This window comes from Rugosimonospora acidiphila, assembly GCF_039543385.1.
Taxonomy (GTDB): Bacteria; Actinomycetota; Actinomycetes; order Mycobacteriales; family Micromonosporaceae; genus Rugosimonospora; species Rugosimonospora acidiphila.
The window spans coordinates 172,482-196,334 of sequence record NZ_BAABJQ010000012.1; the positions used below are offsets into that span (position 1 = coordinate 172,482).

24 protein-coding genes, 1 tRNA gene and 1 pseudogene are annotated in these 23,853 nt (G+C 69.7%); 15 read left to right on the plus strand and 11 right to left on the minus strand.

All coding sequences use genetic code 11. The features are described from left to right. The first annotated feature begins 244 nt into the window (after positions 1 to 244). On the plus strand, positions 245 to 1,447 hold the full coding sequence (locus ABEA87_RS21200; protein WP_345632006.1) for an ABC transporter substrate-binding protein: 1,203 nt from the start codon (positions 245 to 247) through the stop codon (positions 1,445 to 1,447). Between the two features lie 28 nt (positions 1,448 to 1,475). Here the strand turns inward: ABEA87_RS21200 and ABEA87_RS21205 are convergent, their stop codons facing one another. Beyond that, positions 1,476 to 3,647, minus strand: a complete 2,172-nt coding sequence (locus ABEA87_RS21205; RefSeq protein WP_345632008.1) for a hypothetical protein — start codon at positions 3,645 to 3,647, stop codon at positions 1,476 to 1,478. 72 nt (positions 3,648 to 3,719) lie between these two features. Between ABEA87_RS21205 and ABEA87_RS21210 the strand changes: the two genes are divergently transcribed. Next, positions 3,720 to 4,409, plus strand: a complete 690-nt coding sequence (locus ABEA87_RS21210; RefSeq protein WP_345632010.1) for a glycosyltransferase family 2 protein — start codon at positions 3,720 to 3,722, stop codon at positions 4,407 to 4,409. A gap of 43 nt (positions 4,410 to 4,452) precedes the next feature. Then, positions 4,453 to 5,034 (plus strand): DUF1707 SHOCT-like domain-containing protein, encoded by a 582-nt coding sequence (locus tag ABEA87_RS21215; RefSeq protein ID WP_345632012.1) that lies wholly within the window; start codon positions 4,453 to 4,455, stop codon positions 5,032 to 5,034. 103 nt (positions 5,035 to 5,137) lie between these two features. Here the strand turns inward: ABEA87_RS21215 and ABEA87_RS21220 are convergent, their stop codons facing one another. Together ABEA87_RS21220 and ABEA87_RS21225 are read right to left on the minus strand one after the other, a co-directional pair. Beyond that, on the minus strand, positions 5,138 to 5,383 hold the full coding sequence (locus ABEA87_RS21220; RefSeq protein WP_345632014.1) for a hypothetical protein: 246 nt from the start codon (positions 5,381 to 5,383) through the stop codon (positions 5,138 to 5,140). 115 nt (positions 5,384 to 5,498) lie between these two features. After that, complete coding sequence (locus ABEA87_RS21225) at positions 5,499 to 6,377, minus strand: glycoside hydrolase family 75 protein (protein WP_345632016.1); 879 nt, start codon at positions 6,375 to 6,377, stop codon at positions 5,499 to 5,501. A gap of 371 nt (positions 6,378 to 6,748) precedes the next feature. On the opposite strand from ABEA87_RS21225, the gene ABEA87_RS21230 reads away from it, so the two are divergent. The 5 genes from ABEA87_RS21230 to ABEA87_RS21250 all read left to right on the plus strand — a co-directional run bounded on the left by ABEA87_RS21230 (position 6,749) and on the right by ABEA87_RS21250 (position 9,888). Next, positions 6,749 to 6,970: a hypothetical protein gene (locus tag ABEA87_RS21230; RefSeq protein WP_345632018.1), complete on the plus strand. Its 222-nt coding sequence runs from the start codon at positions 6,749 to 6,751 to the stop codon at positions 6,968 to 6,970. A gap of 162 nt (positions 6,971 to 7,132) precedes the next feature. Then, positions 7,133 to 7,669: a hypothetical protein gene (locus tag ABEA87_RS21235; protein ID WP_345632020.1), complete on the plus strand. Its 537-nt coding sequence runs from the start codon at positions 7,133 to 7,135 to the stop codon at positions 7,667 to 7,669. A gap of 120 nt (positions 7,670 to 7,789) precedes the next feature. Beyond that, positions 7,790 to 7,954, plus strand: coding sequence for a hypothetical protein (locus ABEA87_RS21240; RefSeq protein WP_345632022.1), 165 nt, complete (start codon positions 7,790 to 7,792; stop codon positions 7,952 to 7,954). 122 nt (positions 7,955 to 8,076) lie between these two features. Further along, on the plus strand, positions 8,077 to 8,976 hold the full coding sequence (locus tag ABEA87_RS21245; protein ID WP_345632024.1) for a LysR family transcriptional regulator: 900 nt from the start codon (positions 8,077 to 8,079) through the stop codon (positions 8,974 to 8,976). A gap of 165 nt (positions 8,977 to 9,141) precedes the next feature. After that, positions 9,142 to 9,888 (plus strand): SDR family NAD(P)-dependent oxidoreductase, encoded by a 747-nt coding sequence (locus ABEA87_RS21250; RefSeq protein ID WP_345632026.1) that lies wholly within the window; start codon positions 9,142 to 9,144, stop codon positions 9,886 to 9,888. 168 nt (positions 9,889 to 10,056) lie between these two features. Here ABEA87_RS21250 and ABEA87_RS21255 read toward each other — a convergent pair whose 3' ends face one another. Further along, the gene (locus ABEA87_RS21255) at positions 10,057 to 10,560 is read right to left on the minus strand and encodes a hypothetical protein (RefSeq protein ID WP_345632028.1); all 504 of its coding nucleotides are present in this window, start codon (positions 10,558 to 10,560) and stop codon (positions 10,057 to 10,059) included. A 222-nt stretch (positions 10,561 to 10,782) separates the two neighbouring features. On the opposite strand from ABEA87_RS21255, the gene ABEA87_RS21260 reads away from it, so the two are divergent. Beyond that, positions 10,783 to 11,112 (plus strand): hypothetical protein, encoded by a 330-nt coding sequence (locus tag ABEA87_RS21260; protein WP_345632030.1) that lies wholly within the window; start codon positions 10,783 to 10,785, stop codon positions 11,110 to 11,112. A gap of 702 nt (positions 11,113 to 11,814) precedes the next feature. Here ABEA87_RS21260 and ABEA87_RS21265 read toward each other — a convergent pair. Both ABEA87_RS21265 and ABEA87_RS21270 read right to left on the minus strand, forming a co-directional pair. Continuing rightward, positions 11,815 to 12,435: a hypothetical protein gene (locus tag ABEA87_RS21265; protein WP_345632031.1), complete on the minus strand. Its 621-nt coding sequence runs from the start codon at positions 12,433 to 12,435 to the stop codon at positions 11,815 to 11,817. 228 nt (positions 12,436 to 12,663) lie between these two features. Continuing rightward, positions 12,664 to 13,515, minus strand: coding sequence for a hypothetical protein (locus ABEA87_RS21270; protein ID WP_345632033.1), 852 nt, complete (start codon positions 13,513 to 13,515; stop codon positions 12,664 to 12,666). Positions 13,516 to 14,110: 595 nt separating this feature from the next. Between ABEA87_RS21270 and ABEA87_RS21275 the strand changes: the two are divergent. After that, positions 14,111 to 14,412: pseudogene (locus ABEA87_RS21275) on the plus strand (bifunctional DNA primase/polymerase); the annotation flags it as partial. A gap of 177 nt (positions 14,413 to 14,589) precedes the next feature. Here the strand turns inward: ABEA87_RS21275 and ABEA87_RS21280 are convergent. Then, positions 14,590 to 14,678 (minus strand) — tRNA-Ser (locus ABEA87_RS21280). Between the two features lie 178 nt (positions 14,679 to 14,856). Continuing rightward, complete coding sequence (locus ABEA87_RS21285; RefSeq protein ID WP_345632034.1) at positions 14,857 to 15,084, minus strand: hypothetical protein; 228 nt, start codon at positions 15,082 to 15,084, stop codon at positions 14,857 to 14,859. Between the two features lie 142 nt (positions 15,085 to 15,226). Between ABEA87_RS21285 and ABEA87_RS21290 the strand changes: the two genes are divergently transcribed. After that, the gene (locus ABEA87_RS21290; RefSeq protein WP_345632036.1) at positions 15,227 to 16,186 is read left to right on the plus strand and encodes an NAD(P)H-quinone oxidoreductase; all 960 of its coding nucleotides are present in this window, start codon (positions 15,227 to 15,229) and stop codon (positions 16,184 to 16,186) included. On the opposite strand, the gene soxR is transcribed toward ABEA87_RS21290, so the two are convergent. Beyond that, positions 16,166 to 16,606: a redox-sensitive transcriptional activator SoxR gene (gene soxR / locus ABEA87_RS21295; RefSeq protein WP_345632038.1), complete on the minus strand. Its 441-nt coding sequence runs from the start codon at positions 16,604 to 16,606 to the stop codon at positions 16,166 to 16,168. The genes ABEA87_RS21290 and soxR overlap by 21 nt on opposite strands. 49 nt (positions 16,607 to 16,655) lie before the next feature. Between soxR and ABEA87_RS21300 the strand changes: the two genes are divergently transcribed. After that, complete coding sequence (locus ABEA87_RS21300) at positions 16,656 to 17,363, plus strand: transketolase (protein ID WP_345632040.1); 708 nt, start codon at positions 16,656 to 16,658, stop codon at positions 17,361 to 17,363. A 5-nt stretch (positions 17,364 to 17,368) separates the two neighbouring features. Further along, positions 17,369 to 18,253, plus strand: coding sequence for a transketolase family protein (locus tag ABEA87_RS21305; RefSeq protein ID WP_345632042.1), 885 nt, complete (start codon positions 17,369 to 17,371; stop codon positions 18,251 to 18,253). A gap of 49 nt (positions 18,254 to 18,302) precedes the next feature. Here ABEA87_RS21305 and ABEA87_RS21310 read toward each other — a convergent pair whose 3' ends face one another. Beyond that, positions 18,303 to 19,022 (minus strand): class I SAM-dependent methyltransferase, encoded by a 720-nt coding sequence (locus tag ABEA87_RS21310; protein WP_345632044.1) that lies wholly within the window; start codon positions 19,020 to 19,022, stop codon positions 18,303 to 18,305. Between the two features lie 226 nt (positions 19,023 to 19,248). Here ABEA87_RS21310 and ABEA87_RS21315 point away from each other — a divergent pair, with 226 nt between their 5' ends. Next, positions 19,249 to 21,054 carry a glycosyltransferase 87 family protein gene (locus ABEA87_RS21315; protein WP_345632046.1) on the plus strand — a complete coding sequence of 602 codons (1,806 nt, stop codon included), beginning with the start codon at positions 19,249 to 19,251 and terminating at the stop codon, positions 21,052 to 21,054. 18 nt (positions 21,055 to 21,072) lie between these two features. Continuing rightward, complete coding sequence (locus ABEA87_RS21320; protein ID WP_345632049.1) at positions 21,073 to 22,962, plus strand: hypothetical protein; 1,890 nt, start codon at positions 21,073 to 21,075, stop codon at positions 22,960 to 22,962. Here ABEA87_RS21320 and ABEA87_RS21325 read toward each other — a convergent pair. Further along, positions 22,946 to 23,806 (minus strand): ferric iron reductase, encoded by an 861-nt coding sequence (locus tag ABEA87_RS21325; protein WP_425570929.1) that lies wholly within the window; start codon positions 23,804 to 23,806, stop codon positions 22,946 to 22,948. The two genes, ABEA87_RS21320 and ABEA87_RS21325, sit on opposite strands and share 17 nt — an antisense overlap. Between the last annotated feature and the right edge of the window lie 47 nt (positions 23,807 to 23,853).

A 23,853-nucleotide genomic window follows, 5' to 3' on the forward strand; every position in this document is an offset into this window, starting at 1 on the left:
GGGTGGCGGGAACGGGTCGCGCCGTTGAATTTTTCCGCACGTGGGCGAGGCTAGCGCGGTTGTCTCGGGGACCGGTGTCACGCGGATCGGGTGCGCGCCACCGTGGGGCGGTGATTGTCTGCGCCTGCGGTACGCTGCGGTCGGTTGACGAGGCCCACCAAAGGCGATAGGAACGCGAACGTGCGTGGTCCCCAGCGGTACCGCGAGAGATGATCACCGTGGTGGCGGAAGGGAACTGCGCAAAGTGGTCCAGCTAGCTCGACGAGATGTCCTGCGCTTACTCGCAGCCGCCGGTGCCGCCGGAATCGCCGCTCCCGCACTGGCCGCCTGCGGTTCGAATTCGTCATCGGCGGGCAGTTCCGCACCCATTCGGGTCGGGATGCTGGTGCCGCGGACCGGGGCGAACAAGGCGATCGGTGAGGACCTGACCAACGGTTTCAAGCTCTACCTCGCGCTCAACGGCAACAAGCTGGCCGGGCACCCGGTGAACCTGACGATCGCCGACGAGGGCGACGGCGGGGACGTGGCGAAGAACGCGCTCGACAAGCTGATCAAGCAGGACGGCGCCCAGGTGCTGACCGGGATCGCGAGCGCGGCCACGATGAGCGCGCTGCGCGACCAGATCGAGGCCGCGCAGGTGCCGCTGCTGGGCACCAACGGTTCACCGCTCAACCTGAGCAGCCCGAAGTACATCTGGCGGACCTGCTACGTGGACAACGAGCCGGGTGAGTCGCTCGGCGAGTACGTCGCGGAGAACGTCAAGGGCAACCAGAAGGTCTTCGTCATCTCCGACGATTCGCCCAGCGCACGCGACGAGGTGAACGGATTCGTCGGCGCCTACCAGGACACCCCCGACCAGTTCGAGCTGGCGGACGACCCGCTGGTGGTGCCGCTGTACAGCGCGCCGAAGACCAGCCTGAGCTCGGCCATGTCGAAGATTCGCGAATCGGGCGCGAGCGCCGTGTTCGCGTACTTCGCCGACGCGGGAGCGGCCGAGTTCATCAAGGCGTTCCACAGCGAGGTGCACGACGTCACGCTCTACTGCCCCGGATTCATGACGGAGACGGTGCTGCTGCAGCAGCAGGGCGGCTCCGCGGACGGCGTCTTCACGTCGCTGAACTACTCGCCGGACCTCGACAACGACGCGAACCAGCTGTTCGCCGCCCAGTACCGCAAGTCCTACGGCAAGGACCCGAGCACGTACGCGATGGCCTCGTACGACGCGGGCGCCGTGCTGACCAGCGCGCTGGGGCTGGCCGGGAACGACCTGAGCCCGCAGTCGATCAACGCGGCGATCGCCCAGATCGGTGAGATCGACAGCCCGCGGGGCACCTGGCAGTTCAACCAGAACCGCACGCCGCTGCAGACGTGGTACCTGCGCCAGGTCCGGCCCGACGGCGCGGTGCTGTCCAACGTGCTGCTCAGCGACCTGGCCACGCTGACCTGAGCCCCCTTCGCGGCCGGTCCAGGCGGGTCTAGCGGCCGTCGGGCAGGGCGTAGCCGATGTCGCCGCGCATGTGCAGCCGCCAGCCGGGCGGCACGTAGTACCCGCACACGGCCGGCGTCTCGACGCAGACCAGGGCGTCCACCTGGTTCGACCGCACCGGGGGCAGGTCGGGCACGAGGCTCTGCTCGGCCTCGATCCGGCGGCCCGGCAGCAGGATCCACCACGGGTACTCCCAGGTGTCCGAGTTCTGTACCAGTCCCACCCGGTGCGCGCCCGAGGCCCGTACAGCGGCGGCGGCCCACTCGTACCCGGCCCGCCAACCGGGTCGGCGCTGGAACCGGGCCTGCAGGTCGTCCACGGTGAACACCGAGCCGGTGCCGACCAGCCGGCGTGGCCACCCGTACCCGACGGTGAGCCAGCCGGCGCACCCGCTGACCACCAGCGCCGCGACCGCCAGCCAGGAGGCGGCGCGCCGGCCGGCGCCTCCCGGCCCGACGCCGCCCCGATCGGGCGAGCTGGGCCGATCCGGGGAGCTGGGCTGATCCGGGGAGCTGGGCCGATCCGGCGAACTGGGCCGATCCGGGGAGCTGGCCCGGCTTTTGGGGCTGGGGCGGCGCCGGAACACCGCGTCCAGCCAGAGCCCGGCCAGCGGCGCGCCCAGCACCAGCAGGTAAAGGATCAGCCGGTTGCCCCACGGCTGCCACTTGATCGTCGTCAGGTACAGGATCAGGGCCAGCCAGAACGCCGCCGCGTGCGCGCGCACCGCGACCGCGTACCGGCCCGGTACCCGCCTGGCCGGGCGGGCCACCAGGAAACCCGCGCCGAGCAGGACGAGCGCCCCCTCGACCGGGAATGACGCCTTGTCCTCGTCCGGGTGCCACGCACTGGTCGGGAAGGTCGAACCCCAGAAGGTGATCTCCGGATCGTTGGGGTTGACGCCCACCGCCCGGGAGAGCCGCTCGATCCCGTGCGCCACCGCGTCGTCCAGCGGGTCGAGCGGTGTGTTCAGCGCGGTGTGGCCGATCCGCAGCGCGTTGACCAGGACGGATGGTGCGTCGTGCCGCTGCATCGAGATCGAGTCGCGTAGGTAGACGGGGCCGAGCGGGTTGCCGTACTCGCCGGCGATCCGGGCCAGGAACGGGCCGGCGACGGCGCCGGCGAGCACCAGGATCACCACCGTGGCCGCGACGGTGCGGACCGGTACCCGCAGCCAACGCAGCACCGCCGGACCTATCCCGGCCCGCGCCGACCGGGTGCGCGGTGCGTCCTGACGCAGCTGGGCGACTCCCCAGATGATCAGCAGCGGCCCGGCCGCGAGCAGGCCGTTCTCCTTGGTCAGCGCCACCAGGCCGGTGGCCAGGCCGAGCAGGGCCACGCCGGTCGGGCCGGTGCGGCGGCGCAGCTCATCCAGGACCAGGGTGGCCACGCACGCGACCCAGGCGGCCACCACGAGATCGGTCTGGGTACTGGTCGACTCCAGCACGACGATCGGCGTGGTGCCGACCAGGAACGCGGTCAGCACCTGGGCACGCGGGGAGCCGCCCAACTGCCCGGCGATCCGCGAGGCGACCAGGGCACAGCCGAGCCCGGCCGCGTACTGCGGCAGGTTGTAGAGCGCGTCGCCGCCGGTGAGCAGCCTCAGGTGCAGCAGCAGGTACTCCGCGCCGGGCGCCAGGGTCAGCTGCCGGTGGATCCGGGTGGCGAACAGGTCGACGTCCCGCTGCTGCACCCAGTGCTCGATCCTGGGCAGGTGGTAGGTCTGCGAGTCGTAGTTGTTGGGCGGGGAGACCGCCGCGATCAGCAACTCGGCCACGAACACCACGGCCAGCGCCGCCACCATGATCCGTTCCGGGCGCCCGATGCCCGCCCAGGCCCGCCGTATCCGCTCGCCGAGGGCGGGCGGGTGGCCGTCCCGCAGATACCGTGTGGCCGCCCCCGCCAGGGCCAGCAGCGTCGCGATCGACCAGGTCAGCACCAGGTACCGCGGCCTCAGAGCGTGCGCCGCGCCGAGCCCCTCGACCAGGATCGCCGCCACGGCGCCGATGAGCACCGCCGCCCGTACCAGCGCCAGGCGCAACGGCGCGAAGACCTCGCCGGCGGGCCGCAGCGCGTACCCGGCCAGCACGTACGTCGCGGCCGGCAGCAGCCCCAGGAGCACGAGCACAGAAACGATGATTATGACGATCTGTCGTTGCGCCATGGCCTTTGGATGACCGGACGCCAATGAGGACGTAGTCTATTCCGAGCTTGTAACCGATACCCGGAGTTCGCCGTGAAGCTATCCATTTTGATGCCGGTGTATAACGAGGAGGCTCGACTCGCTAACGCCCTCAAACAGGCGTTGGACGTGGACTACCCCTGCGAGGCCGAGCTGGTGGTAGTGGACGACGGCAGCCGCGACGGCACGTCGGAAATCCTCGGCGCGTTCGATGACCCGAGAATCCGGGTGGTCACCCACCAGCGGAATCAGGGCAAGGGGGCGGCGATCCGGACCGCCGTGGCGAACGCCGTCGGGGAATTCATGGTCATTCTCGATGCCGATCTCGAATACGATCCGCAGGACATTCCCCGGTTGCTGGATCCGGTGCTCGACGGCCGGGCCGAAGTCGTTTACGGCAACCGTACCTTCGGCAGCCACAGCTCGTTCTCTTTCTGGTACGTGGTGGGCAACAAGGCGGTCACCACTGCCGCCAACATGCTCTACAACTGCTACCTGGGCGATCTCGAAACCTGTTTCAAATTGATGCCGGTGCGGCTGTACCGGTCGTTGGAGATCCGGTCCAACGGCTTCGGCATGGAGGCCGAGGTGACCGGCAAGCTGCTGCGCAGGCACATCCGCCCGTACGAGGTGCCGATCAGCTACCGGGCCCGCTCCCGCATGGAGGGCAAGAAGATCACTTGGCGGGACGGCGTGGAGGCGCTGTGGATCCTCGGCCGCGAGCGGGCACGCCGGCCGCGATAGCTGCGCGTGTATGCGCGGCGCGGGGCGAGTAATCTTCCGGACCATGTCCACCCCGATCTCCGACGTCGATCGCGAACGGGCCGCCGAACTGCTCCAGCGTGCCTGTGGGGACGGCCGGCTCACCCTCGAGGAGTTCACCGTCCGGGTCGGCGCCGTCTGGTCCGCCGACACGTCGACGGAACTGGAGCGCACGACCAGCGACCTGTCCCCGGCGCCGCTCGTGGGCTCCAACCAGACCGTCCAGCAGGTCACCTGCGTGTTCGGCGAGAGTAAGCGGATCGGCCGGTGGCGGCTACCGCGTTCGCTGCGGGCGGTCACCGTGTTCGGTGACTCCCTGCTGGACCTGCGCGAGGTGCAGACCGACGCCGATGTCGTGGAGATCACCGGGCGTTGCGTGTTCGGCAGCTTCAAGGTGATCGTGCCGGAGGGCGTCGAGGTTGAACTGCAGGGCTCGGCGGTGTTCAGCGCGAAGGCCATCGAACTGGCGCCGGTGCCGCGGCTGCCCGGCACGCCGCTGATCCGGGTGAGCGTCAACGGGTACTTCAGCGAGATCAAGGTGCGCAGCCAGGGCCCGAACTCCGAATCGCCGCTGGCGCGCTGGGCTCGAGACTTCTTCGGGCGCTGACCGCCCGGTCTCGCGAGGGCCCCGTGCCGTGGCGAGGTCATCGCGCCGCGGCGCCCAACGGGGAGGCGGCGCCGCGGCGCGATCGGAGGAGGCCCGTCCTCCGTTAGGGACTGGTCAGCGCCGCCGATTTGATCACCGGATCGGCCTCGTCCCAGCCGCCGGTGGCCACGTAGACGTGCGCCCAGATGGCACCGTCCGGCCGTCGCATCACCACCGACGTCATCAGGTATGGCCGCTCGTCTTCGCCCATGACCAGATGCTCCGCCGGCCGTCCGAGCAACTGCTCGAGTTCGCGACGCGACAGCCTGGACAGCGTGGTGATCCGCTCCTGGATGATCTGTCCGATCATTCGCCGTTGTCTGCGCACACAACCCCCTCCGGTGGACGTCGCTCGTACGTGGCCAGCACCTGCCTACCGTCACGTACGCGGGGCGGTACGGGTTCACTCGGGCGCCACCGGTGGCTCATGGTGCCGGTACCTCCGCCTCCTCCGCCTCCGCGACGGTGCCGGTCGCGCCGGGGGCCGCCTCGACGGCCGTGCGCTTGGCGGGTCTGGCGGTCGTCCGGGCCGGCTCGGCCGGGGCCGGCTCGCTCGTGCCCAGGAACGACCTCGCGGCGGCCATGCCGACTCGGGTGATGACGGAGTTCTCCTCGACCGGGTCCGGCACGGCGTCGGGGAACACGATGAACGTGACGGGCCCGGCGGTGCCGCCGACGCTGGGATCGGTCTCCACGCCGAGGGCCTCCGCCGTGGCGTACGAGGCCTCGCCGATGATGTCCGCCGGACCGAGGTCGGCGAAGACCGCGTACACCACCTGGTTCTGGTAGATGACGGCGGCGACGCAGCCCGGCTCGATGCCGGCCTCCTCGTAGTCGAAGCGGTAGCTGGGCAGCGGGATCACGAAGTAGCGCGTGAGGTCGGCGGTGAAGTAGTCGCCGGTCGAGGTCTCGAAGTTGGTTCCCTCGGAGAACGACGAGTCGGTGTCCGGATTACATTCGTCTGTCGGCACCCCGTCGCAGTCGATGGCCATATCCGACGTCCAGTAGTAGACCGAGTCGGTCTGGCACACCGCCACCTTCTTGCGCCCGCCCTCCCGCATCGCGTACCGGCCGCGCGAGACCGGATCGCAGTCGCGCGTCTTGGCCAGCAGCTGGGCGGCGGTCGGCACGCCAGGGGCTCCGCGACCCGGTGCGGAGGGCGCGCCCCGATCGGGTCGGTCGGCGCTGTGGCTGGGATGCGACAGCGGGCCGTTGGGCGACATCGCGATGCCCAGCGCCATGCCCGCGGCCAGCACCGTCGCGGCGGCGCCGCAGGCGAGCAGTCTCAGGTGTAGCGGTTTCACGAGGGACTCTCCAGGTGTCGGTCGATCTGTGCTCGTCCGGGGCGTGGTCCGGTCGGAGCGAGGGTCTCCCAGGCGACGGAGAGGTGGCGGATGCGGAAGGGGCGACACTCTACGTGAAATAGGAACGCTTGACGCGTTTGGTCTTGAGCACAGAGTACAAGGTCGGAGGCACGCGTTTGGGCGGTTCCGGGGACGGAAGTCGCGGCCTGGATCCCTTACGCCGCACGGGTGACGGCCCGGTATCCGTCCCCCGAGGGGAGTAGCGCGGCCCGCTGCCGCCGGTGCGGTCGGGTGACGGTACGGGGGAATGGGGATTACCAGTCACTACGGTGGGTAGCTGCGATGGGGCACCGTATACATGAGGGGGTCTCGTGATCAAGAAGTTGCAAGAGATGGGTGTTACCAGCTCGATCGCGTACATGGCGGGAGCTGCGTCCATCGCGATGTCCATCGGGTCCTGGATGGTCTCCAAGAAGGCGGAGCGCGCCGGCACCGACCGGGCCGACCGTTGGGGAATCTACGTCGGGCTCTGGGCGCCGACCTTCTTCGGCATCGGCAACGCGTTGAAGCTCGAGGAGACGCACAAGCACTGACCCGGTACCCCCGAAGGCTTCTCCGCCTTTTCGCGACCGTCGTCGCGCCCGGCCTCCACCCGTGGGTGGAGGCCGGTTTCCATCCACGCTCCGGCGCTCTCCCATGCCCATGACCAGTACCGTTGCTGGCGTTGGCGAACGAGGTTGGGGAGTGTTTCCGACATGAACGGGTTGCAGCAGGGACTGGTCGACGGCATCATCGCGCTGCTCGTGCTGGTCTGGGTGATCCGCCGACAGATGGCGGAACGGCAGCTGACCACGCGACGGATGCTGGCCATGCCATTGATCCTGATCGTGATCGGGCTGGTCACGGACAAGACGCTGTTCCATCGGCTGGACTCGGCCACCGCGCTCGTCCTGCTGGCGACGGGTCTGGTGATCGGTGCGGTCTCCGGTGCCGCCAGGGCCGCCACGCAGCACATCAGCTGGCGCGGCGGGGTGGTCTACACGCGGGGTACCCGCTGGACGATGGTGTTGTGGCTGGCCACCGTGCTGGTACGGGTGGGCATGGCCGCCCTCGGCTCCGTGCTGCACGCCCCCGAGGGCAGCGGCGAGGTGTTGATTTTCCTGGCGGTCACGCTCGGGGTGCAGAACCTTTTGCTGGCGCGCAGGGCCGGCCTGACGCTTTCGGGCGCGCCGGTGGGCCGGCCGGACCCGGCGACGACCGGCGCCCAGTCCTCGAATTTCCCCGGTAACTGAACACCCGCCGCACCGATGGCGGACGCCTCCGGGCGGCCGCCATCTCCGTGTCGTCCGACCCTCTAATGTGGACGATGCAAATCGATCATTGGAATTGCGGACCGGGCCTACCATGGCCGCATGTCCGCTATCAAGCCGTGGCACTTGAGTCTTCTCGGCTGCTGCTGCCTGCTCGTCCTGCTGGTGGTCACCGGGGTGGTGGCGTTCATCGTCCGCCAGAACAACCAACGCGACCAACGCGACCAACGCGACCAACGCGACCAACGCAACCAACCACCGCGGTAACCTCCCCGACCGGATGCCCGTGACCGGTTCGCGGCCGGCCCGCCGAGCCGCGCGGTGATCGGCTCGGCCCGCTTATCGCCGGAATTTGCTTCCACCCCGCCCGCGCGTGATGCGATGAGCGTATGGAGTTGCGGGAGCTGCGGGCGTTCGTCGCGATCGTGGAGGAGGGCGGGCTGTCCGCCGCGGCGCGCCGGCTGCACGTGAGCCAACCGGCCCTCTCGCAGACCGTCAACGCGCTGGAGCGCCAACTGGGCGTCCAACTACTGATTCGCAGCAGCACCGGAGTGCAGGTCACCGATGCCGGAATGACCCTGCTCACCGAGGCCCGTGCCGTGCTGGCCCGACACGACCAGGCCGTGGCGGCGGTGGCCCGGCACACGCCCGCCGCCGGCAGCGTGCTGCGGCTCGGGATCCCGCTGGAACTGCCGTCCGACCTGCTCACGGGCCCGCTCGCCGAACTCGCCGAGAGCTATCCAGCCACCCGGGTACAGGCCCGCCACCTGTCCACCTCCGCGCAGTTCGCCGCCCTGCACGCCGGTGACCTGGATGTCGGCCTCGTACGCGAACGGCCGCCCGGCCAGGAGTTCGACGCGGTACTGGTCGTCGCGGAGCGGCTGGGGGTGCTGCTGGCGGCCGATCACGCCGCCCGGCTCGCCGGCCCCGACGGGGTGCGGCTCGACGCGCTGGCCGGGCTCGACTGGCTCAGCTTCCCGCGCTCCGGCAGCCCGGCCTGGTACGACGAGCTCACCGCGATCCTGCGCAGCCACGGCCTGGACCTGGGCCCGGCCGCACCCGAGGGGCAGGCGTTGATCGCCGAGGTCAAACTGGCCGCGGTGAGCGCCGGGCAGGCCTTCGCCCTGGCCCCGCCGGACTGGCCGCAGCCCCTGCCCCCGACCGTGGTCTGGTGCCCGCTGGTGGGCCACCCGATCGTCCGGCGCACCTGGGCGGTGTGGCCGGCCAGCTCTACCCGCCGGGATCTCGGCAAGCTCGTCGCCTGCCTGGAGAGCCGCGTAGCACGGTAGTGCCGATTGTCCTTATGGCGACCATAAGATGCCTGAATCGCCGATTCGGAAGCCTTTGATGCCCGCGTGGCTTACACCCACCGGTCGATCCGCCGCCCAGTGCCAAGGCCGTGGCGGCGCCGGCCGAAGTAGCTGGTCATGCGACAGAACGGTGAGTAAAGAATCATGACGTCAGAATTGACGGGGACCTCGGCGCTGGTTACCGGCGGCACCAGCGGGATCGGCAGGGCCGCGGCCGTCGCGCTGGCCCGGCTCGGGGCGCACGTGGTGCTGTCCGGCCGCGACGCCGCCCGGGGCAACCGGGTGGTCGAGGAGATCCGGGCTGCCGGTGGCCAGGCGTCGTTCGTGGCCGCCGACCTGAGGGATGAGGCCTCCGCTCGCGAGCTGGTTACCCGCGCCGAGAGACTGGTCGGGCAGGTGGACATCCTGGTGAACAACGCCGGCGTCTTCCCGTTCGGCCCGACCGACCAGATGGCTGAGACGGACTTCGACTCGGTGTTCAACCTCAACGTGAAGGTGCCGTACTTCCTCGTCGCGCGGCTCGCGCCCGGGATGGCCAAGCGCGGCAAGGGCGCCATCATCAACGTCACGACGATGGTCGCCGAGTTCGGCAAGGCCGGCATGGGCCTGTACGGGGCGAGCAAGGCCGCGCTCGTGCTGCTGACGAAGTCCTGGGCCGCCGAGTACGGCCCGTCCGGCGTGCGGGTCAACGCGGTCAGCCCGGGGCCGACCCGTACCGAGGGCACCGCGCCGTTGGGTGAGAACCTCGACCACCTCGCGGCGGAGGGGCCGGCCGGGCGCCCCGGCAGCCCGGAGGAGATCGCTGACGCCATCGCGTTCCTCGCCAGCGACCGGTCGAGCTTCGTGCACGGCGCGGTGGTACCGGTGGACGGCGGGCGCATCGCGGTGTGAGCGGCGCCGGTTGACGCGGGCGGTCTCGCCGAGGACCTCGGCGAGACCGCCCCTCTCGGCGTCGCGCGGTGCGTGGTGTTCGGCCCGCCTGGTGCTGTGGCGTTCGGCCCGGCCTCGTGCTGTGGGTTCGACCCGCCCTCGTGCTGTGGTTTCGATCCGCCCTTCGTGCTACGGCGCGGTCGCGACCTCCTTCGCCTGAAGCACGTCGAGCGCGGGCTCGGGCAGCGGGTTGGCGGGCTGTGGCCACGGCACCATGGGGCAGGTGGGCTTACCGGACGCGCGACAGCCTTCGCGGTGACGGGCCTGCGTCCATTCGTGGTAGGCGGCGTAGATCCTGGCCAGGCCGTCGGGTTCCTGGCGCAGGGCGAGGAATTCGTCCAGGAGTTGGCAGAGTCCATCGACGGCGAGGGCATCGAGTTCGGGCTCCAGCTCAAGGAAATTCTTGGGGCCGACCGGCTCGGTGAGGTGAGCGGCGAGGCTCCACCAGACCAGGTTGTTGCCGCAGCCGATGCGGGTGACCAGCCATTCCCGGAAGCCGGTGAGCAGCGTGCGGGCGTTGCCCTGGTCGCATCCCTCCAGAAACGCGACGACGCTTGGATAATCGGCCCTCGGTAGGTACAGCAGCGGGCTCTTGCGGATCGATGCGAACAACTCCCGGTACTGCTCCAGCATCTTCGCCTCTACAGCCGATCGGTCAGCGGGATTTGATGAACGCATCGTGGCATAGAGGCCGCCATTGGCTCAAATCTTGTGAAACAGGGCACGTGATTATGTGTCCACAGTGGATCGCCAATGGGTTGGGCGTGGTCCGGGGTGTGCTCGTCCGTCAAGGTGGGGCGAAAGCCTCAGCGGGACCAAGCGAAGCACGAGTTGATATGGTCGCGGTGAGGGGAGGTGGACGCGGTGTCGACGAGCGGTTCTCTGCGGGTCGTGGTCCGTCCACATTGGGTAAACGCCTGCCTCCTGGTTCCCTTCGCGCGGCCCTACGCGCGCATCGACGGCCAGGAGTACACCTTGCGCTGGAAGCGGCCCCTGCGGGTCGACGTGGCCGCCGGGCGGCACGCGGTGGAGACCTTCACGCGTTACCGGGGTGCATCCACCGCGTTGGGCACCGGCCGCATCGAGGTCGAGGTCGGCCCGGACCGCGAGGTCGGCATCGTGGCCCGAAACGGCTGGATGAACCACGAGCCGTTCCGGCCCGAGGTGCGGGCGACCGGCGCGTAGCGCTTCCCGGCCCTACGACCCGGATCCAGCCCACCGGGGCCCCGGGGCCGCCCTCCCGCTGGTCCGACGCTGAGCCCGGTTCCATCGACTGCCCGGCACGCCGACGGGGCCGCACCGGCCGATCGGCCGATCGGCCGGAAAGGCCACCTCGACGCGTGGCGCGCCGCGTAGGGCATCGACCCGCCGCCGCGCATGACGCCAATACGCCCCCGAGAACCTTGACGACGGCTCAGCGCCTGATGGCAGGAGGCCGATCAAGGATGGCCTGAATCCGCTTCCCCCTGATACGCCCCGAACAGCGAGCGACCGCAAGCTCCAGTGAGACGTAGCGAGACGTACGACCGTCGCGACGACACCGCCTGCGGGAGCCGTTTGCGCTGGTCCGAAGCCTGATCGAGGAGGTCGGAGCGGAGGGTGTGGGATTCGAACCCACGATGAGTGTCACCACCCATAGCGGTTCTCAAGAGCGCAGTCACTAGCGCTGTGACCTGCACGGAGGCCTTGGCCGGCGCTGGTGACGACACGTATTCGACTCGGCGGACCGGTGCTCTGAAGGCTGGATAGTTCGACGTTGGGCAGGGCTACGACCTCCCGCTTCGGGGCTGTCATTGCCGCCGGGACACTCAGCCACTGCCGCCTGAATGCCTCGCGACATGCCATCCCTGATCATGTCGCAAAACGCCGGAGGGATGTTCATCGCCGTCAGGCGGCGGCACCTGGCCAGACAGTAACGCGGATTTTCCAGCCGCCGTCTGTCGGTTCGACGAATTCCACGAGGGCAACGTGCCGGTTGTCTCGTGTTCGCACGCAGAACTGGCTACCTTTGATATAGGCGGCGCTGACGGTCGCGAAGCCGTTGAGCAGAGTCAAGCAGTCGGCGCGGCCAGGGTTTCCCGGCTGGGTCCACTTCGCCAGGCCGGACCAGATGGGGTAGCTCTGGATCGACCCGGCGCCGTCGTAGATGTCGATGCTCGGATCGGACCCGCCGGCTACGCTCGGCGGGTCGGCGTCGAGGTCCACACCGTTGTTATTGAACAGCACCGTAAACGGCCCGGAACCGGCGTCGTCGGTGGCGATAGGTGCCGACGCAGTATCGGTGCTGGGTGCGATCGCTGGCCCGGTGGCGGCTGCCGGAGGCACGCTGGCCGGGGCGGGACCGGTCGTGGCAGGCTGACCGGTGTTCGAGCCGCTGACCTGGTAGATGAAGGCAGCGACGCCTACCAAAGCGGTGATTAGCGCGGCCCCGGCGGTCATCATACCGGCCATCGATCGCCAGAACGGCTCGCGCGGCGCCTGCGGCGCTCCCCGTTGGACAGGCTCCACACTGCTCCGATCGATCGGGGTCGTGGCGGCATCGATTGTTGCACATCGGTGACACCGATAATCAGGGGCCGTTTCGCGAACTGGTGGCGGGTTGGGGGTTCGAATCTCCCGTAGCTCTCGCGACAGATTTACGAAGAGCGCGAGCGCAACGCGCCGACCAGGAGGTTTTCCAACCGTGCCGCGATCAACGACACGCATCCGACCGGCCTTGTGGTCAGGGGTGTCGCGTCAGACATCCGGCGTGTAGAGGAGCTGACGTGAGACGGAGGCGCAAGCATCGGCGCCTTGCTGTAGGCCGGCATACGTTTGCGAACCGGCAAACTGCATCTCTACGGTGAGTATCCAGTCAGGGTTGATGGCGAGACAGTTGATGTGCCAGCGTGAATCGGCATAGATGTACGTCCAGCCGTTCTTGATTGCGGTCTCCTCCGCGAGCGACTCCGGCAGAGCGTCGACGATCCCCCAGTGCCCGCCTTGCATCGTCACGTTCGACGGCGTGTTGTCCTTCACGCTGCCTTCGACGTGCCTCATCTTGTCCAGCAGCCAAGGCGTCCATGTCGGACCCGCGGCCGTGTCGTCGGCGATGCACTTGCCGTAGCGCACCGCGTCGGCCGGAGTGATTCGGGTTTCGCTCCAGCTCGCTCCGAGTTCGGTCTCCGTCAGTTTGCACGTGGCAATGAGTCGCTTGATCGATGCCAGGCCGCCGTCTGCTTTGTAGACGGTGTTCGCGGCCTCGTCGTTGCTGTCCTCGATCATCGACGTGATCGTTTGCCGCATCGCGGCGCTCAGTTGTTCGTTGCCCAGACGACTCAGATAATCTGCAGCAAGCCAGGGCTTGATCATCGACTCAGTCGTGTTGGGCATGGTGTCCTTGTTGCTCGACCCGGCCAACTGGTTTGTGCGTAGGTCCATGAACGCCCAGCCGAATCGCTCGAAGGCCGGTGTGGCCGGGGCCGTTACCGGGCCAGCCCTCAGGGTCGGTGGCGGAGGCGCGGCCTGCATCGCCATCTTGGCGCGTGGACTCGATGTCGCTTTTGCCTGCGCAGCGTTGCCGAAGAGCTTGGCGCTGGTGCCCGGCATCAGGACTACTATCGCTCCGAACGTAACTGCCACTATCAGGCTGATAATCAAGAGCAGGCGAGATCGCGTCAAGCCAGACTCCAGGGCGGGCGGAAAAGGAACGGACGCTAGGCACGGAATCCTAGCGGATGTCCGCCACACCAAGACATGCCCGGAGAGCACCCGAGGCGGTCGGGGTTTTGCCCGCTTGGTGTGGGAGCGGCTGACGAGTGGCGCCCTGGCAGCAGATTTAAAGAGCCGATCGGAATCCGTTGACCAGCAGAAGGTCTCCGGACGGCCATCGCCAACGCGCATGCGACACGGGCGCTGCTGAACGACCCGGGGACCGGGGATTGGCTGGACCTGGACAAGCATCGGATGCGGCAGACGTCGTGGCGGTGGTGGGGTGACCGGGGCCGCGACCGCGGCACCGGCCTACGCCTACGCGCGGGCCGCTGGATGTTCAACCACCTGTACCGCCTGCACCGGGGCGCCCGATATTGCGGAACCCGCGCAAGCACCCCGACTGGTGCGCCGGGGCAGGCGACCGGGTCACCCACCTGTGCCAGCCCGACCTCGGCGAACGCCGGCGCAGCCAAGGGACGAGCACCCGGAAATCCCGACTGCGCGATTTCCTCACCCCGAACCCGTCGACTCTGTGCCCAACACCGTCCACAGTGGAGGAACCATCGACATGAGTGACACCACGCGAATGTTGGCCGCCGCGTTGGACGCCGCCGGTCAAGGCTGGCCGGTGATCCCGCTACGCCCCGACGACAAGCGACCCGCGTTCCCGACCACACCCCCGACACCTGCACCGGCCGCGACCCGCGCTGCCCGGCCGCCGGGGGACACGTCGGGTGGGAGCCGCGGGCGACCACCGACCCCGACCGCATCCGCCGCGCGTGGACCGCCACAGCGGATATTCGACTTCGTCGACCTAGCGGGGGAGTAGCGGCCCGCCGACACGCATCCGACACGGTAAGCGAGTCTGAGCGGGTACCGGTGAGACTGTATGGGACTCGCAGACCTGAACCGGAGATGGCCTCTGTCCGGCATTTTGGCTGGTCAGTGGCCATCTCCGCTGCTCCCGGGCGGAGGGTGTGGGATTCGAACCCACGATGAGTGTCACCACCCATAGCGGTTTTCAAGACCGCCGCCATCGGCCACTAGGCGAACCCTCCCAGGCCGGGTGAATACCTCGATCGATCCGAGGCGCCCACGCGGCGGGCACCCGTACCGGTCGAGCCGGCGCGATGCCCGGCACCAGTGTGCCAGACGTGCCGCTCCGGGTGAGAACGGCGGGCGCCCGCGGCCCATCGACGCCGCGGACCGGCCCGCCCGTCCGAAATCCGGGATCGCTCAGCCGACCGGCAACTCCCGCCACTTCTCAAACGGAGAATTGCTGATCAAATTGCGTGCACAGTCCAGCGCAAGGTCTTCATCCCGGAACTCGAACCAGCGGCTGCGGCCCTCGGCCCCGCCCTCCCGGGCCTCCACCCACCAGATGCCCGCGTCCTCCGAGAGCAGGATGTCTTCCCGGGCCAGCCGTCCCCACTTGCCGTTCCACCAGTGCTTGCGCCGTTCCATGGCCTCCGACCGTAGTCGAACACATGTTCGACCGGGAAGTGATCCCCTCAAACCGGTGGCCTTGCTGCCCGAGAATCCCCGGTGTCCGTTTCCCTGACAGGGTAGGGGAGGCGGTCTCCGGCCGATGCCGCATGATGGAGCGATGCACGCCATCATCATCCGAGAGCCGGGTGGCCCCGAAGTCCTCACCTGGACCGAGGTGCCCGACCCCGAGCCCCGCCCGGGCGAGGTCATCGTCGACGTGGCCGCGAGCGCGGTCAACCGGGCCGACCTGCTGCAACGGGCCGGCGGCTACCCCCCGCCGGCGGGTGCCTCGCCGTACCCGGGCCTGGAGTGCTCAGGCACCATCAGCGCGCTGGGTGAGGGGGTCACCGGCTGGCGCGTCGGGGACCGGGTGTGCGCCCTGCTGGCCGGCGGCGGGTACGCGGAGAAGGTGGCCGTACCGGTGGAGCAGTTGCTGCCCGTACCGATCGACCTCACCGAGGCCGCGGGGCTTCCGGAGGTCGCCTGTACCGTCTGGTCGAATCTTGTTCCGGTCGGCCGCCTGCGGGCCGGCGAGACCGTGCTCATCCACGGTGGCGGCAGCGGCATCGGCACGTTCGCCATCCAGTTCGCGAAGGCCCTCGGCGCCCGGGTGATCACGACTGCCCGCCGGACCAAGCACGCGGCGCTCATCGCGCTGGGCGCGGATCAGGTCATCGACTACACCGATGAGGATTTCGTCGAGGCGATGATCGGCAAGGCCGACGTGATTCTGGACATCCAGGGCGCGTCCTATCTGGACCGTAATCTCCAGGCGCTGGCCCCGAACGGGCGGCTGGTGATAATCGGCATGCAGGGCGGCCGGCGCACGGAGCTGGATCTGGGCAAGCTGATGGCGAAGCGGGCGAGCGTAGCGGTCACCGCGCTGCGGTCGCGGCCGCCGGAGGAGAAGGCTCAGATCGTCCAGGGGGTACGCGACGAGGTGTGGCCCCTGCTGGAGTCGGGCGCGATCCGGCCGGTGGTGGACCGGACGGTACCGATGGATCAGGCGGCCCACGCGCACGAGATCGTGGCGCAGAACCTACACATCGGCAAGGTTCTACTGGTCGTCGGCCAGTAGCCGGCGCGGGCCGGCGCCGCTTTCGGCCAGCCGGTCGGCGGGGTTGAACATCGTGCAGCTGGCCATCGACAGGCAGCCGCAGCCGATGCAGCCGGCGAGCCGGTCGCGCAGCCGTTCCAGCAGCTGGATCTGTTCGTCCAGGCGCCCGCGCCACTGCCGGGACAGCCGGGCCCAGTCGGCCTTGGTGGGGGTGCGGGCGTCGGGCAGGCTGGCCAGCGCGGCGCGGATGTCCTCCAGGGGCACGCCGACCTGCGCGGAGACTCGGATGAAGGCGACGCGGCGCAGCTCGGCCCGCTCGTACCGGCGCTGGTTGCCGCCGGTCCGGGTGGACCGGATCAGGCCCAACCGCTCGTAGTAGCGCAGCGCGGAGGTGGCCACGCCGCTGCGCGCGGCGAGTTCACCGATGGTGAGGGGCTGCATCTATCGATTCCCTTGACCTAAAGTTAACTTAAAGTTGCACGCTACCTACATGACCGAGATCAAGACAAGCGCGGAGCGGCAAGCGCAGACCGAGCGGTTGCTCGCGCTGATGAGTCGGCTCACCGGGGACGAGAAGCACGCGCCCAGCGCCACGTCCACCCTGGACGCGCTGTGGGTGCTCTACGACCGGGTCCTGCGGGTGAGCCCGCAGACGGTGGACGATCCGGAGCGGGACCTGTTTCTGCTCTCGAAGGGGCACGGGCCGGCCGCGTTCTACGCGGTGCTGGCGGCGAAGGGGTTCATCCCTCTGGACTGGCTCGACGACGTCGGCGATGCCGGCAGCCGGCTGGGCTTCCATCCGGACGGCACGCTGATCCCGGGGGTGGAGATCGGTTCGGGCTCGCTGGGCCACGGGCTCGGCCTCGGCGTCGGGATGGCGCTCGGGTTGCGGGCCCGGGGCCTGTGGCGGCCCAGGGTCTTCGTGCTGCTGGGCGACGCGGAGCTGGACGAGGGATCCAACCACGAGGCCATCGCGTACGCGGGGGCCACCGGCCTGGACTCGTTGACGGCGGTGGTGATCGACAACCAGTCGGCGACGCACGGGTGGCCGGGCGGGATCGCCTCGAGGTTCGCGATGAACGGCTGGGATACGTCCACAGTGGATGGACGGGCCTGGGACGCGCTGGAGCACGCGTTCACAACGCCGCATCCGGGTGCGCCGAGGGTGGTCGTGGCGACGGTCGAGAGGAAATGGTGAGTCCGATGCGTGAGGAGCTCGTCAACACGGCGACCGCACTGCTGGACGAGGATCCGCGGGTGGCGGTGGTGCTCGCGGACATCTCGTCGGACCTGTTCGACGGGGCTGCGCGCCGGCACCCGGATCGGGTCATCAACGTGGGCATCCGGGAGCAGCTGCTGCTCGGGGTGACCGGGGGGCTGGCGAAGACCGGGCTGCGCCCGATCGCCCACACCTACGCGCCGTTCCTGGTGGAGCGGGCCTTCGAGCAGATCAAGCTGGACCTCGACCACCAGGGCGGCGGTGCGGTCCTGGTCAGCGTGGGCGCGTCGTACGACGCGGCCCGGTCCGGCCGCACTCATCAGGCGCCAGGGGACGTGGCGCTCATCGACACGCTGTCGGACTGGACCGTGCACGTGCCGGGGCACCCGGACGAGGTGGGGCCGTTGCTGCGCGAGGCGGTGGGGCGGGACGGGTCGTCGTACCTGCGGCTGTCGACGGAGTCGAACGCGGCGCCGCACGACGGGTACGGGCTGGTGCCGATCCGGCACGGGCGCGCCGCCACGGTGGTGGCGGTCGGGCCGATGCTGGATCCGGTGCTGGCCGCCGCCGAGGGGCTGGACGTGACGGTGGCGTACACGCACACGCCCCGACCGTTCGACAGGGCCGGCCTGCGCGCCCTGGTGTCGGGTACGGACGCGGCGACGGTGGTGCTGGTCGAGCCGTACCTCGCGGGTACCTCGGCGAGCCAGGTGGCCGACGCGTTGGTCGCGGTGCCGCACCGGCTGCTGTCGCTGGGGGTGGGCCGCACTGATCCGCGGCGCTACGGCACGCCGGCCGACCACGCCCGGCTACACGGGCTGACGCCGGACCAGTTGCGCCGAGCGATCGGTGAACTGCTTCCGGCCTGAGTACCCGCATGCTCCGGTGCGGTCGCGGTCCGCGTGGGGCCTTACGGCGTCACGCGGATCGCTCGGGCACCCGGGCGACCGCGAACACGGACTGGCCGAACGGCGGCCGGACCAACCGCTCGGCGCCCTTGGTCAGGGGCAGCACGAAGCGGTCGTAGAACTTCACCATCGGACCCTCGGACGGGGTCAGCTTGAACACGCTGGTCGCCATGTAGTACCCGAGAAGACCGAGGGCATTCGCGTACTGGACACGTTCGATGCGCAACCCGGCGGCGTGCAGCGCCTCGGCCATCGTGCGCTTGGTGTAGCGGCGCACGTGTCCGGTGGCCACGTCGACGGGGCTCATCGCGAACGGGAACGCCGGCACGATCAGGACGATCGCGCCACCGGGGTGGACCAGCCCGCTGATGCTGCGTAGCGCACCGACGTGGTCCTCGATGTGCTCCAACACGTTGTAGGAGACGGCTCCGGAGTAGGTGTTCAACTCGTCGGTGGGCAGCAGCATCTGCCGTACCTCGATGTTGGGGTGTCCGGTCAACCGCTCCTTGAGCGCTACCAGCCGGTCCGGGTCGGCCTCGGTGGCGGTGAACCGGGTGAAGTGCGGCGCCCATTCCAACGCGTAGTCGCCCAGTCCGCTGCCGATCTCGATCGGGTCGTCGCCGAGATAGTCCAACGCGAACTCAACGAACCATCGTCGATGGTTCACCGCCGTCGCAAGCCCCTCCAACACCTCCGACTGAACCTGCTGGTCTCCGGTGATCTCAGACATGGAGCGAACTCCTCTGACTGCTCGGCAGGTCACCTACCAAGCACTCTACGGGATGAATACGTGCCCTCACGACAACACAAGGATTTGCCAGATAGAAGGATGGGAGAAGGGGGACCTCCTATTTCTGAAAATCACCGGAACAGTGATTATGACTGACTTGAGTCCGGGCGAGCCGAGGTTCGGAACCGCCACGGGGCGGGCCAAGTCGCGGCTCCGTCATGTCCGGGTGAGCCAGTCCGACCTCATCGCCTGCGCCCTCCTCCTGCTCGGTGCGCTGTGGACGACCGCACATCTATGGCGTCACGTGACGGGCAGAGTACTCGCCAGCAACCGGGGAGACCACACCCTGTTCGAATGGATGCTGGCCCACGGAGCCCTGCTGGTGACGCATCCGGAGAACCCATTCTTCACCCACAAGATGAACGTGCCGGACGGCGTGAACCTGATGGCGAATACGGCCGCACTCGGCCTGACCATCCCGCTCGTACCGGTGACTCTCCTCTGGGGTCCGGTGGTGTCCTTCGCGGTCCTGCTGACGCTGTCGCTGTGGTTGACCGGGCTCGCGTGGTACTACGTGTTCAGCCGCCATCTGGTCGCCTCTCGCTTCGCCGCGTTCGTCGGCGCGTTGCTGTGTGGGTTCGCGCCGGCGATGGTGGCCCACGCCAGCGGCCAACCCAATCTGGTGGCGCAGTTCGCCATCCCGTTCATGCTGCTGGCCACGCTCCGGTTGGCCGGGAGGCCGGTGTGGCGCGGGGTGTTGCTCGGGCTGCTGGTCACCTATCAGGCCTTCGTGAACGAGGAAATCCTCTTCCTGGCGGGCCTGGCGATCGGCGCCTTCGTGCTGCTGTACGCCCTGTTCGACCGGCAGCGGGCGCGGCGCGAGGCGAGACGGTTCGGGGCCGGCCTGGGCGTCGCCGCGCTGACCGCGGCGGTGCTGCTGGCCTACCCGGTGTACTGGCAGTTCCTCGGTCCGAGGGCGTATCACGGCCTGCCCTTCCCGCCCGGCTCCTACACGCTGGACCTGGTGGCGTACGTGACCTACGCCCGTGAATCTATCGGTGGTCGCGTCGCGGCGCCCGCGCTGGGACCCAGCCCGAACGAGGACAACGCGTCGTTCGGCTGGCCGTTGATCGCGCTTGGTGCGGCGGCCGCCGTGTATTTGTGGCGGCGTAACCCACTGGTGCGCGCCGGAACGGTCACGGCGCTGATCTTCGCGGCGCTGTCGCTGGGCCCGACGATCCGGGTCGGTGGGCACCGGGTCGGGGTGCCCGGCCCGTTCACGCTGTTCCTGCACGTGCCGCTGGTCGACCTGACGGTGCCGGGCCGGTACGCGTTCGTGGTGATAGTGGTGCTCGGGGCGCTGCTCGCCCTGGGGATCCAGCGGGTACTGGACCTGACCGCGGCGTCCCGACGCACCCGGCGACACTGGGCCCCGCTGTTGCTGATCGTCCTGTTGGGCGCCCTGATTCCGGTGCTGCCCACGCCGATACCGACGGCCGACCGGGCGCCGGTGCCGGCGTTCATCACGAGCGGGCAGTGGCGCGGGTACGTGCCGGCCGGCCGGACCGTGGTGTCGGTGCCGTTGCCGGCGTACCGGGTTCCCGACCCGATCCTCTGGCAGGCCACGGCCGGCCTGGACTACCAGATCCCGCGCGGGTACTTCCTCGGACCCACCAGCGCCACCGACCAGTCGGCCCGCTTCGGGGCGCCGCCGCGGCCCACCGCCACCAAGCTGTACGCGGTATACGTGCTGCCCTACGAACCGCGCCCGTACGCGGGTGGGGACACGCCCCTGGGCAGTACGGTGCGTCCGCGCGACGCGCAGGCGGCGCGTACCAGGGCGCTCACGGTCAGCGCGGCGGACCGCCGGGCGGCCCTGGCCGATCTGCGCTACTGGCGGGCGGCGATCGTGATCCTGCCCCCGACCCGCAACGAGACGCTGCTGCGACAGACCACCAGCGCCCTGCTCGGCTTCCAGCCGACCCGGGTCAACGGGGTCTGGTTGTGGGACGTCCGAAAAATCGTTGACTAGCGGCTAAGCTCGCGGCCGATGACCACCTCCACGCCGGAGCCCGCCTCCCCGGGCCGCCCGCCCAGCGCCGCCCCGCCGGCCGACGCGACCGCACCGGCCGCACCGGCCACGTCGGCCGCACCGGCCACGCCGGCCGCACCGGCCACGCCGGCCGCACCGGCCACGTCGACCGACCTGGCCGGGGACAAACCGGCCGGGCAAGATCCGCGGCGGCTCGACGCGTGGGCCGGGCGGTACCTGGACCTCGCGGTCATCCTGATTTACTTCGCGCTCGCCATCACGGTTCTTGGCCGGCTCTGGCACGATCCCGGATCCGTCAACCCCGCGGCGAACAGCTCCGATCCGCCGTTCTTCGAGTGGGCGCTGCGGCACGCCGTTCGGATCTTCACGCACGGCGAGAACCCGTTCGCCACGCCGCGGCTCAACGCGCCGCTCGGGGTGAACCTGATGGCCAACACCGGCCTGCTCGGGCTGACCGTGCCGTTGATCCCGATAACCGTGCTGTTCGGCCCGTCCGTCGCGCTCGTCCTTATGATCACGCTCGGCATCGCCGGCACCGCCGCGGCGTGGTACCTGGTGCTGTCCCGGCACCTGGTGCGCAGCCGGGTCGCGGCCGCGATCGGTGGGGCCGTCGCGGGGTTCGCGCCGGGGATGATCAACCACACCAACGCCCACCCGAACCTGGTCGCCCAGTTCCTACTCCCGTTCATCGTGTGGCGGGCGCTGACCATGCGTACCGTGCGCCACGGCATCGTGCTCGGGCTGCTGGTCACCTGGCAGGCGTTCCTCAACGAGGAACTGCTGTTCCTGGCCGCCCTCGCCGCCGGGCTGTTCGTCGCCGGGTACGCGGTGTCGCGGCCGGGCCAGGTACGCGCGGCGGTACGGCCGTTCCTGCGCGGGGCGGGCGCGGCGGTGGCGGTCGCGGCCGTGCTGCTGGCGTACCCGCTGTGGTACCAGTTCTTCGGTCCGCAGCACTACTCCGGGCTGCCCGACTTCGTCCTCGGGTACGGCGCCGACCTGGCCAGCTATCCGGCCTTCGCGAAGCTGTCGCTGGTCGGCCAGTCGGCCGCGGACGGGCAGCTGGCGCCACAGCCGGAGGAGAACACGTTCCTCGGCTGGCCGCTGCTGCTCGCGCTGTTGGTGATCGTCGTCTGGCTGTGGCGGCGGGTCTCGGTACGCGCGCTGACCCTGGTCGCGCTGGTCTTCTTCGTGCTGTCGCTGGGCGCCACGGCCACTTACCGGGGCCGCACGGTGGTCTCGCACGCGCCGTGGAGCTGGGTCAACCGCCTGCCGCTGTTCGACTCGGTGGTGCCGACCCGGCTCGGGCTGGTGCTGATACCGGTGGTGGCGGTGCTGCTCGGGTACGCGTTCGACGAGCTGTTCCGGCGCCGGTACGGGTGGGTGGGCGCGCTGGCGCTGGCCGCCACCCTGATACCGGTGATCCCCCGCCAGCTTCCGGTATCCCCCCGTCCGGCGGTACCGGCCTTCTTCACCAGCGGCGACTGGCGGGCGCACCTGTCCGGCGACCGCTCGGTGCTCTCGGCCGACACCACCTGGAACGGCAACATCGAGGCGATGAGTTGGGACAACGCGACGGATCAGGGCTACCGCGCGGTGGGCGGGTACTTCCTCGGTCCCGACTCGTCGGGCCGGGGCGGGTACGGGCCGCAGGCCCGGCCGACGTCGGGGCTGCTGGCGAACGTGGGCTACAACGGCGGGGTGCCGGCCATCGGTGACCAGCAGCGGGCGCAGGCCCGGCAGGACGTCAAATTCTGGGACGCCGGGCTGGTGGTGCTGGGGCCGGACGCGCCGCACGCGACCGACCTGCACGCCACGCTGGACCAGCTGTTCGGCCCCGGTCAGCGGGTCGACGACGTCTGGCTCTGGGACGTCAGCGCGCTGGGCTGACCGCCGGCGTCGTCTCGATGCAGCAGCCCCGGCAGACCTTCGGCTCGGGCAGCGTGAAGGCCAGGCAGCAGGTGTGCCGCCGCACCGCCGGCCGCTCGGACACCTCGACCAGGTCCTCGAGCCCGAGCGCGGACAGCAGCGTGTGCGCCGTGCCCGTTATCGGCTCCGGCAGCGCGTGCTGCGCCCGGGCCAGCGCGTACCCGATCCCCGAGGCGAGCGAGCCGAGCAGCGCACGGCGGCTGAGCCGCACCGAGCCGGCCAGCGCGTCGAGTACCGGCGTGAGGTGCCGGTCGACCAGGGTGGTCCGCAGATATCCGGGGAGGTCCTCGACCACCCGCACGTCCGTCCCGCGCAGCGAGGGCCTGCCCGCCCGGCCGCCCGGCTCCCGCCGCACGAGGTGGCCGGCCAGTGGATGGCCGGGCAGCACCGCGATCTGCGGCCGGCGCAGGCCGATCTCCAGGAACGGCGGGTCAACGTGCAGCTTGACCAGCGTGTTGTCGGCCGTCATGGCGGGCACCCGGCGGGCGTAGGCGTAGCCGAGCACCGCCGGCAGGGCCAGCCAGTAGGTGTAGGACTTCCAGGCCAGGGCGGCATTGGCGTGCGGGCTGCCGCCCCACCGCCGCGCCGCGGCGTCGAACAGGTCGGGCAGGGCGCTGCCGTCCGCCAACCAGGTGGCCGGTAGCCAGCCGGTCGGGTCCTCGACCAGGAGGCCGGGTGCGATCCCGTGCACCGGGGCGTCGCCGTGCCGGCGCCGTACGGCGTCGAGGCAGTCCAGGATCGGTGCCAGGGTGGGTGCGGGATTCGCCGTGGTCAGGGAACGTGTGGCGGGCACAAGCGCGGTCAACGGTCCCCTTCCCGACCTGGGCAACTCGCCCACCCTAGCTGGCTAAG

Coding starts and splice junctions, on each gene's coding strand:
- ABEA87_RS21220 (WP_345632014.1), bottom strand. CDS start 5,383: ATGATCGGACAGATCATCCAGGAGCGGATCACCACGCTGTCCAGGCTG.
- ABEA87_RS21255 (WP_345632028.1), bottom strand. CDS start 10,560: ATGCTGGAGCAGTACCGGGAGTTGTTCGCATCGATCCGCAAGAGCCCG.
- ABEA87_RS21270 (WP_345632033.1), bottom strand. CDS start 13,515: ATGCCGGGCACCAGCGCCAAGCTCTTCGGCAACGCTGCGCAGGCAAAA.
- ABEA87_RS21215 (WP_345632012.1), top strand. CDS start 4,453: ATGTCCACCCCGATCTCCGACGTCGATCGCGAACGGGCCGCCGAACTG.
- ABEA87_RS21290 (WP_345632036.1), top strand. CDS start 15,227: ATGCACGCCATCATCATCCGAGAGCCGGGTGGCCCCGAAGTCCTCACC.
- ABEA87_RS21285 (WP_345632034.1), bottom strand. CDS start 15,084: ATGGAACGGCGCAAGCACTGGTGGAACGGCAAGTGGGGACGGCTGGCC.
- ABEA87_RS21240 (WP_345632022.1), top strand. CDS start 7,790: ATGTCCGCTATCAAGCCGTGGCACTTGAGTCTTCTCGGCTGCTGCTGC.
- ABEA87_RS21300 (WP_345632040.1), top strand. CDS start 16,656: ATGACCGAGATCAAGACAAGCGCGGAGCGGCAAGCGCAGACCGAGCGG.
- ABEA87_RS21310 (WP_345632044.1), bottom strand. CDS start 19,022: ATGTCTGAGATCACCGGAGACCAGCAGGTTCAGTCGGAGGTGTTGGAG.
- ABEA87_RS21245 (WP_345632024.1), top strand. CDS start 8,077: ATGGAGTTGCGGGAGCTGCGGGCGTTCGTCGCGATCGTGGAGGAGGGC.
- ABEA87_RS21205 (WP_345632008.1), bottom strand. CDS start 3,647: ATGGCGCAACGACAGATCGTCATAATCATCGTTTCTGTGCTCGTGCTC.
- ABEA87_RS21235 (WP_345632020.1), top strand. CDS start 7,133: ATGAACGGGTTGCAGCAGGGACTGGTCGACGGCATCATCGCGCTGCTC.
- soxR (WP_345632038.1), bottom strand. CDS start 16,606: ATGCAGCCCCTCACCATCGGTGAACTCGCCGCGCGCAGCGGCGTGGCC.
- ABEA87_RS21250 (WP_345632026.1), top strand. CDS start 9,142: ATGACGTCAGAATTGACGGGGACCTCGGCGCTGGTTACCGGCGGCACC.
- ABEA87_RS21305 (WP_345632042.1), top strand. CDS start 17,369: ATGCGTGAGGAGCTCGTCAACACGGCGACCGCACTGCTGGACGAGGAT.
- ABEA87_RS21320 (WP_345632049.1), top strand. CDS start 21,073: ATGACCACCTCCACGCCGGAGCCCGCCTCCCCGGGCCGCCCGCCCAGC.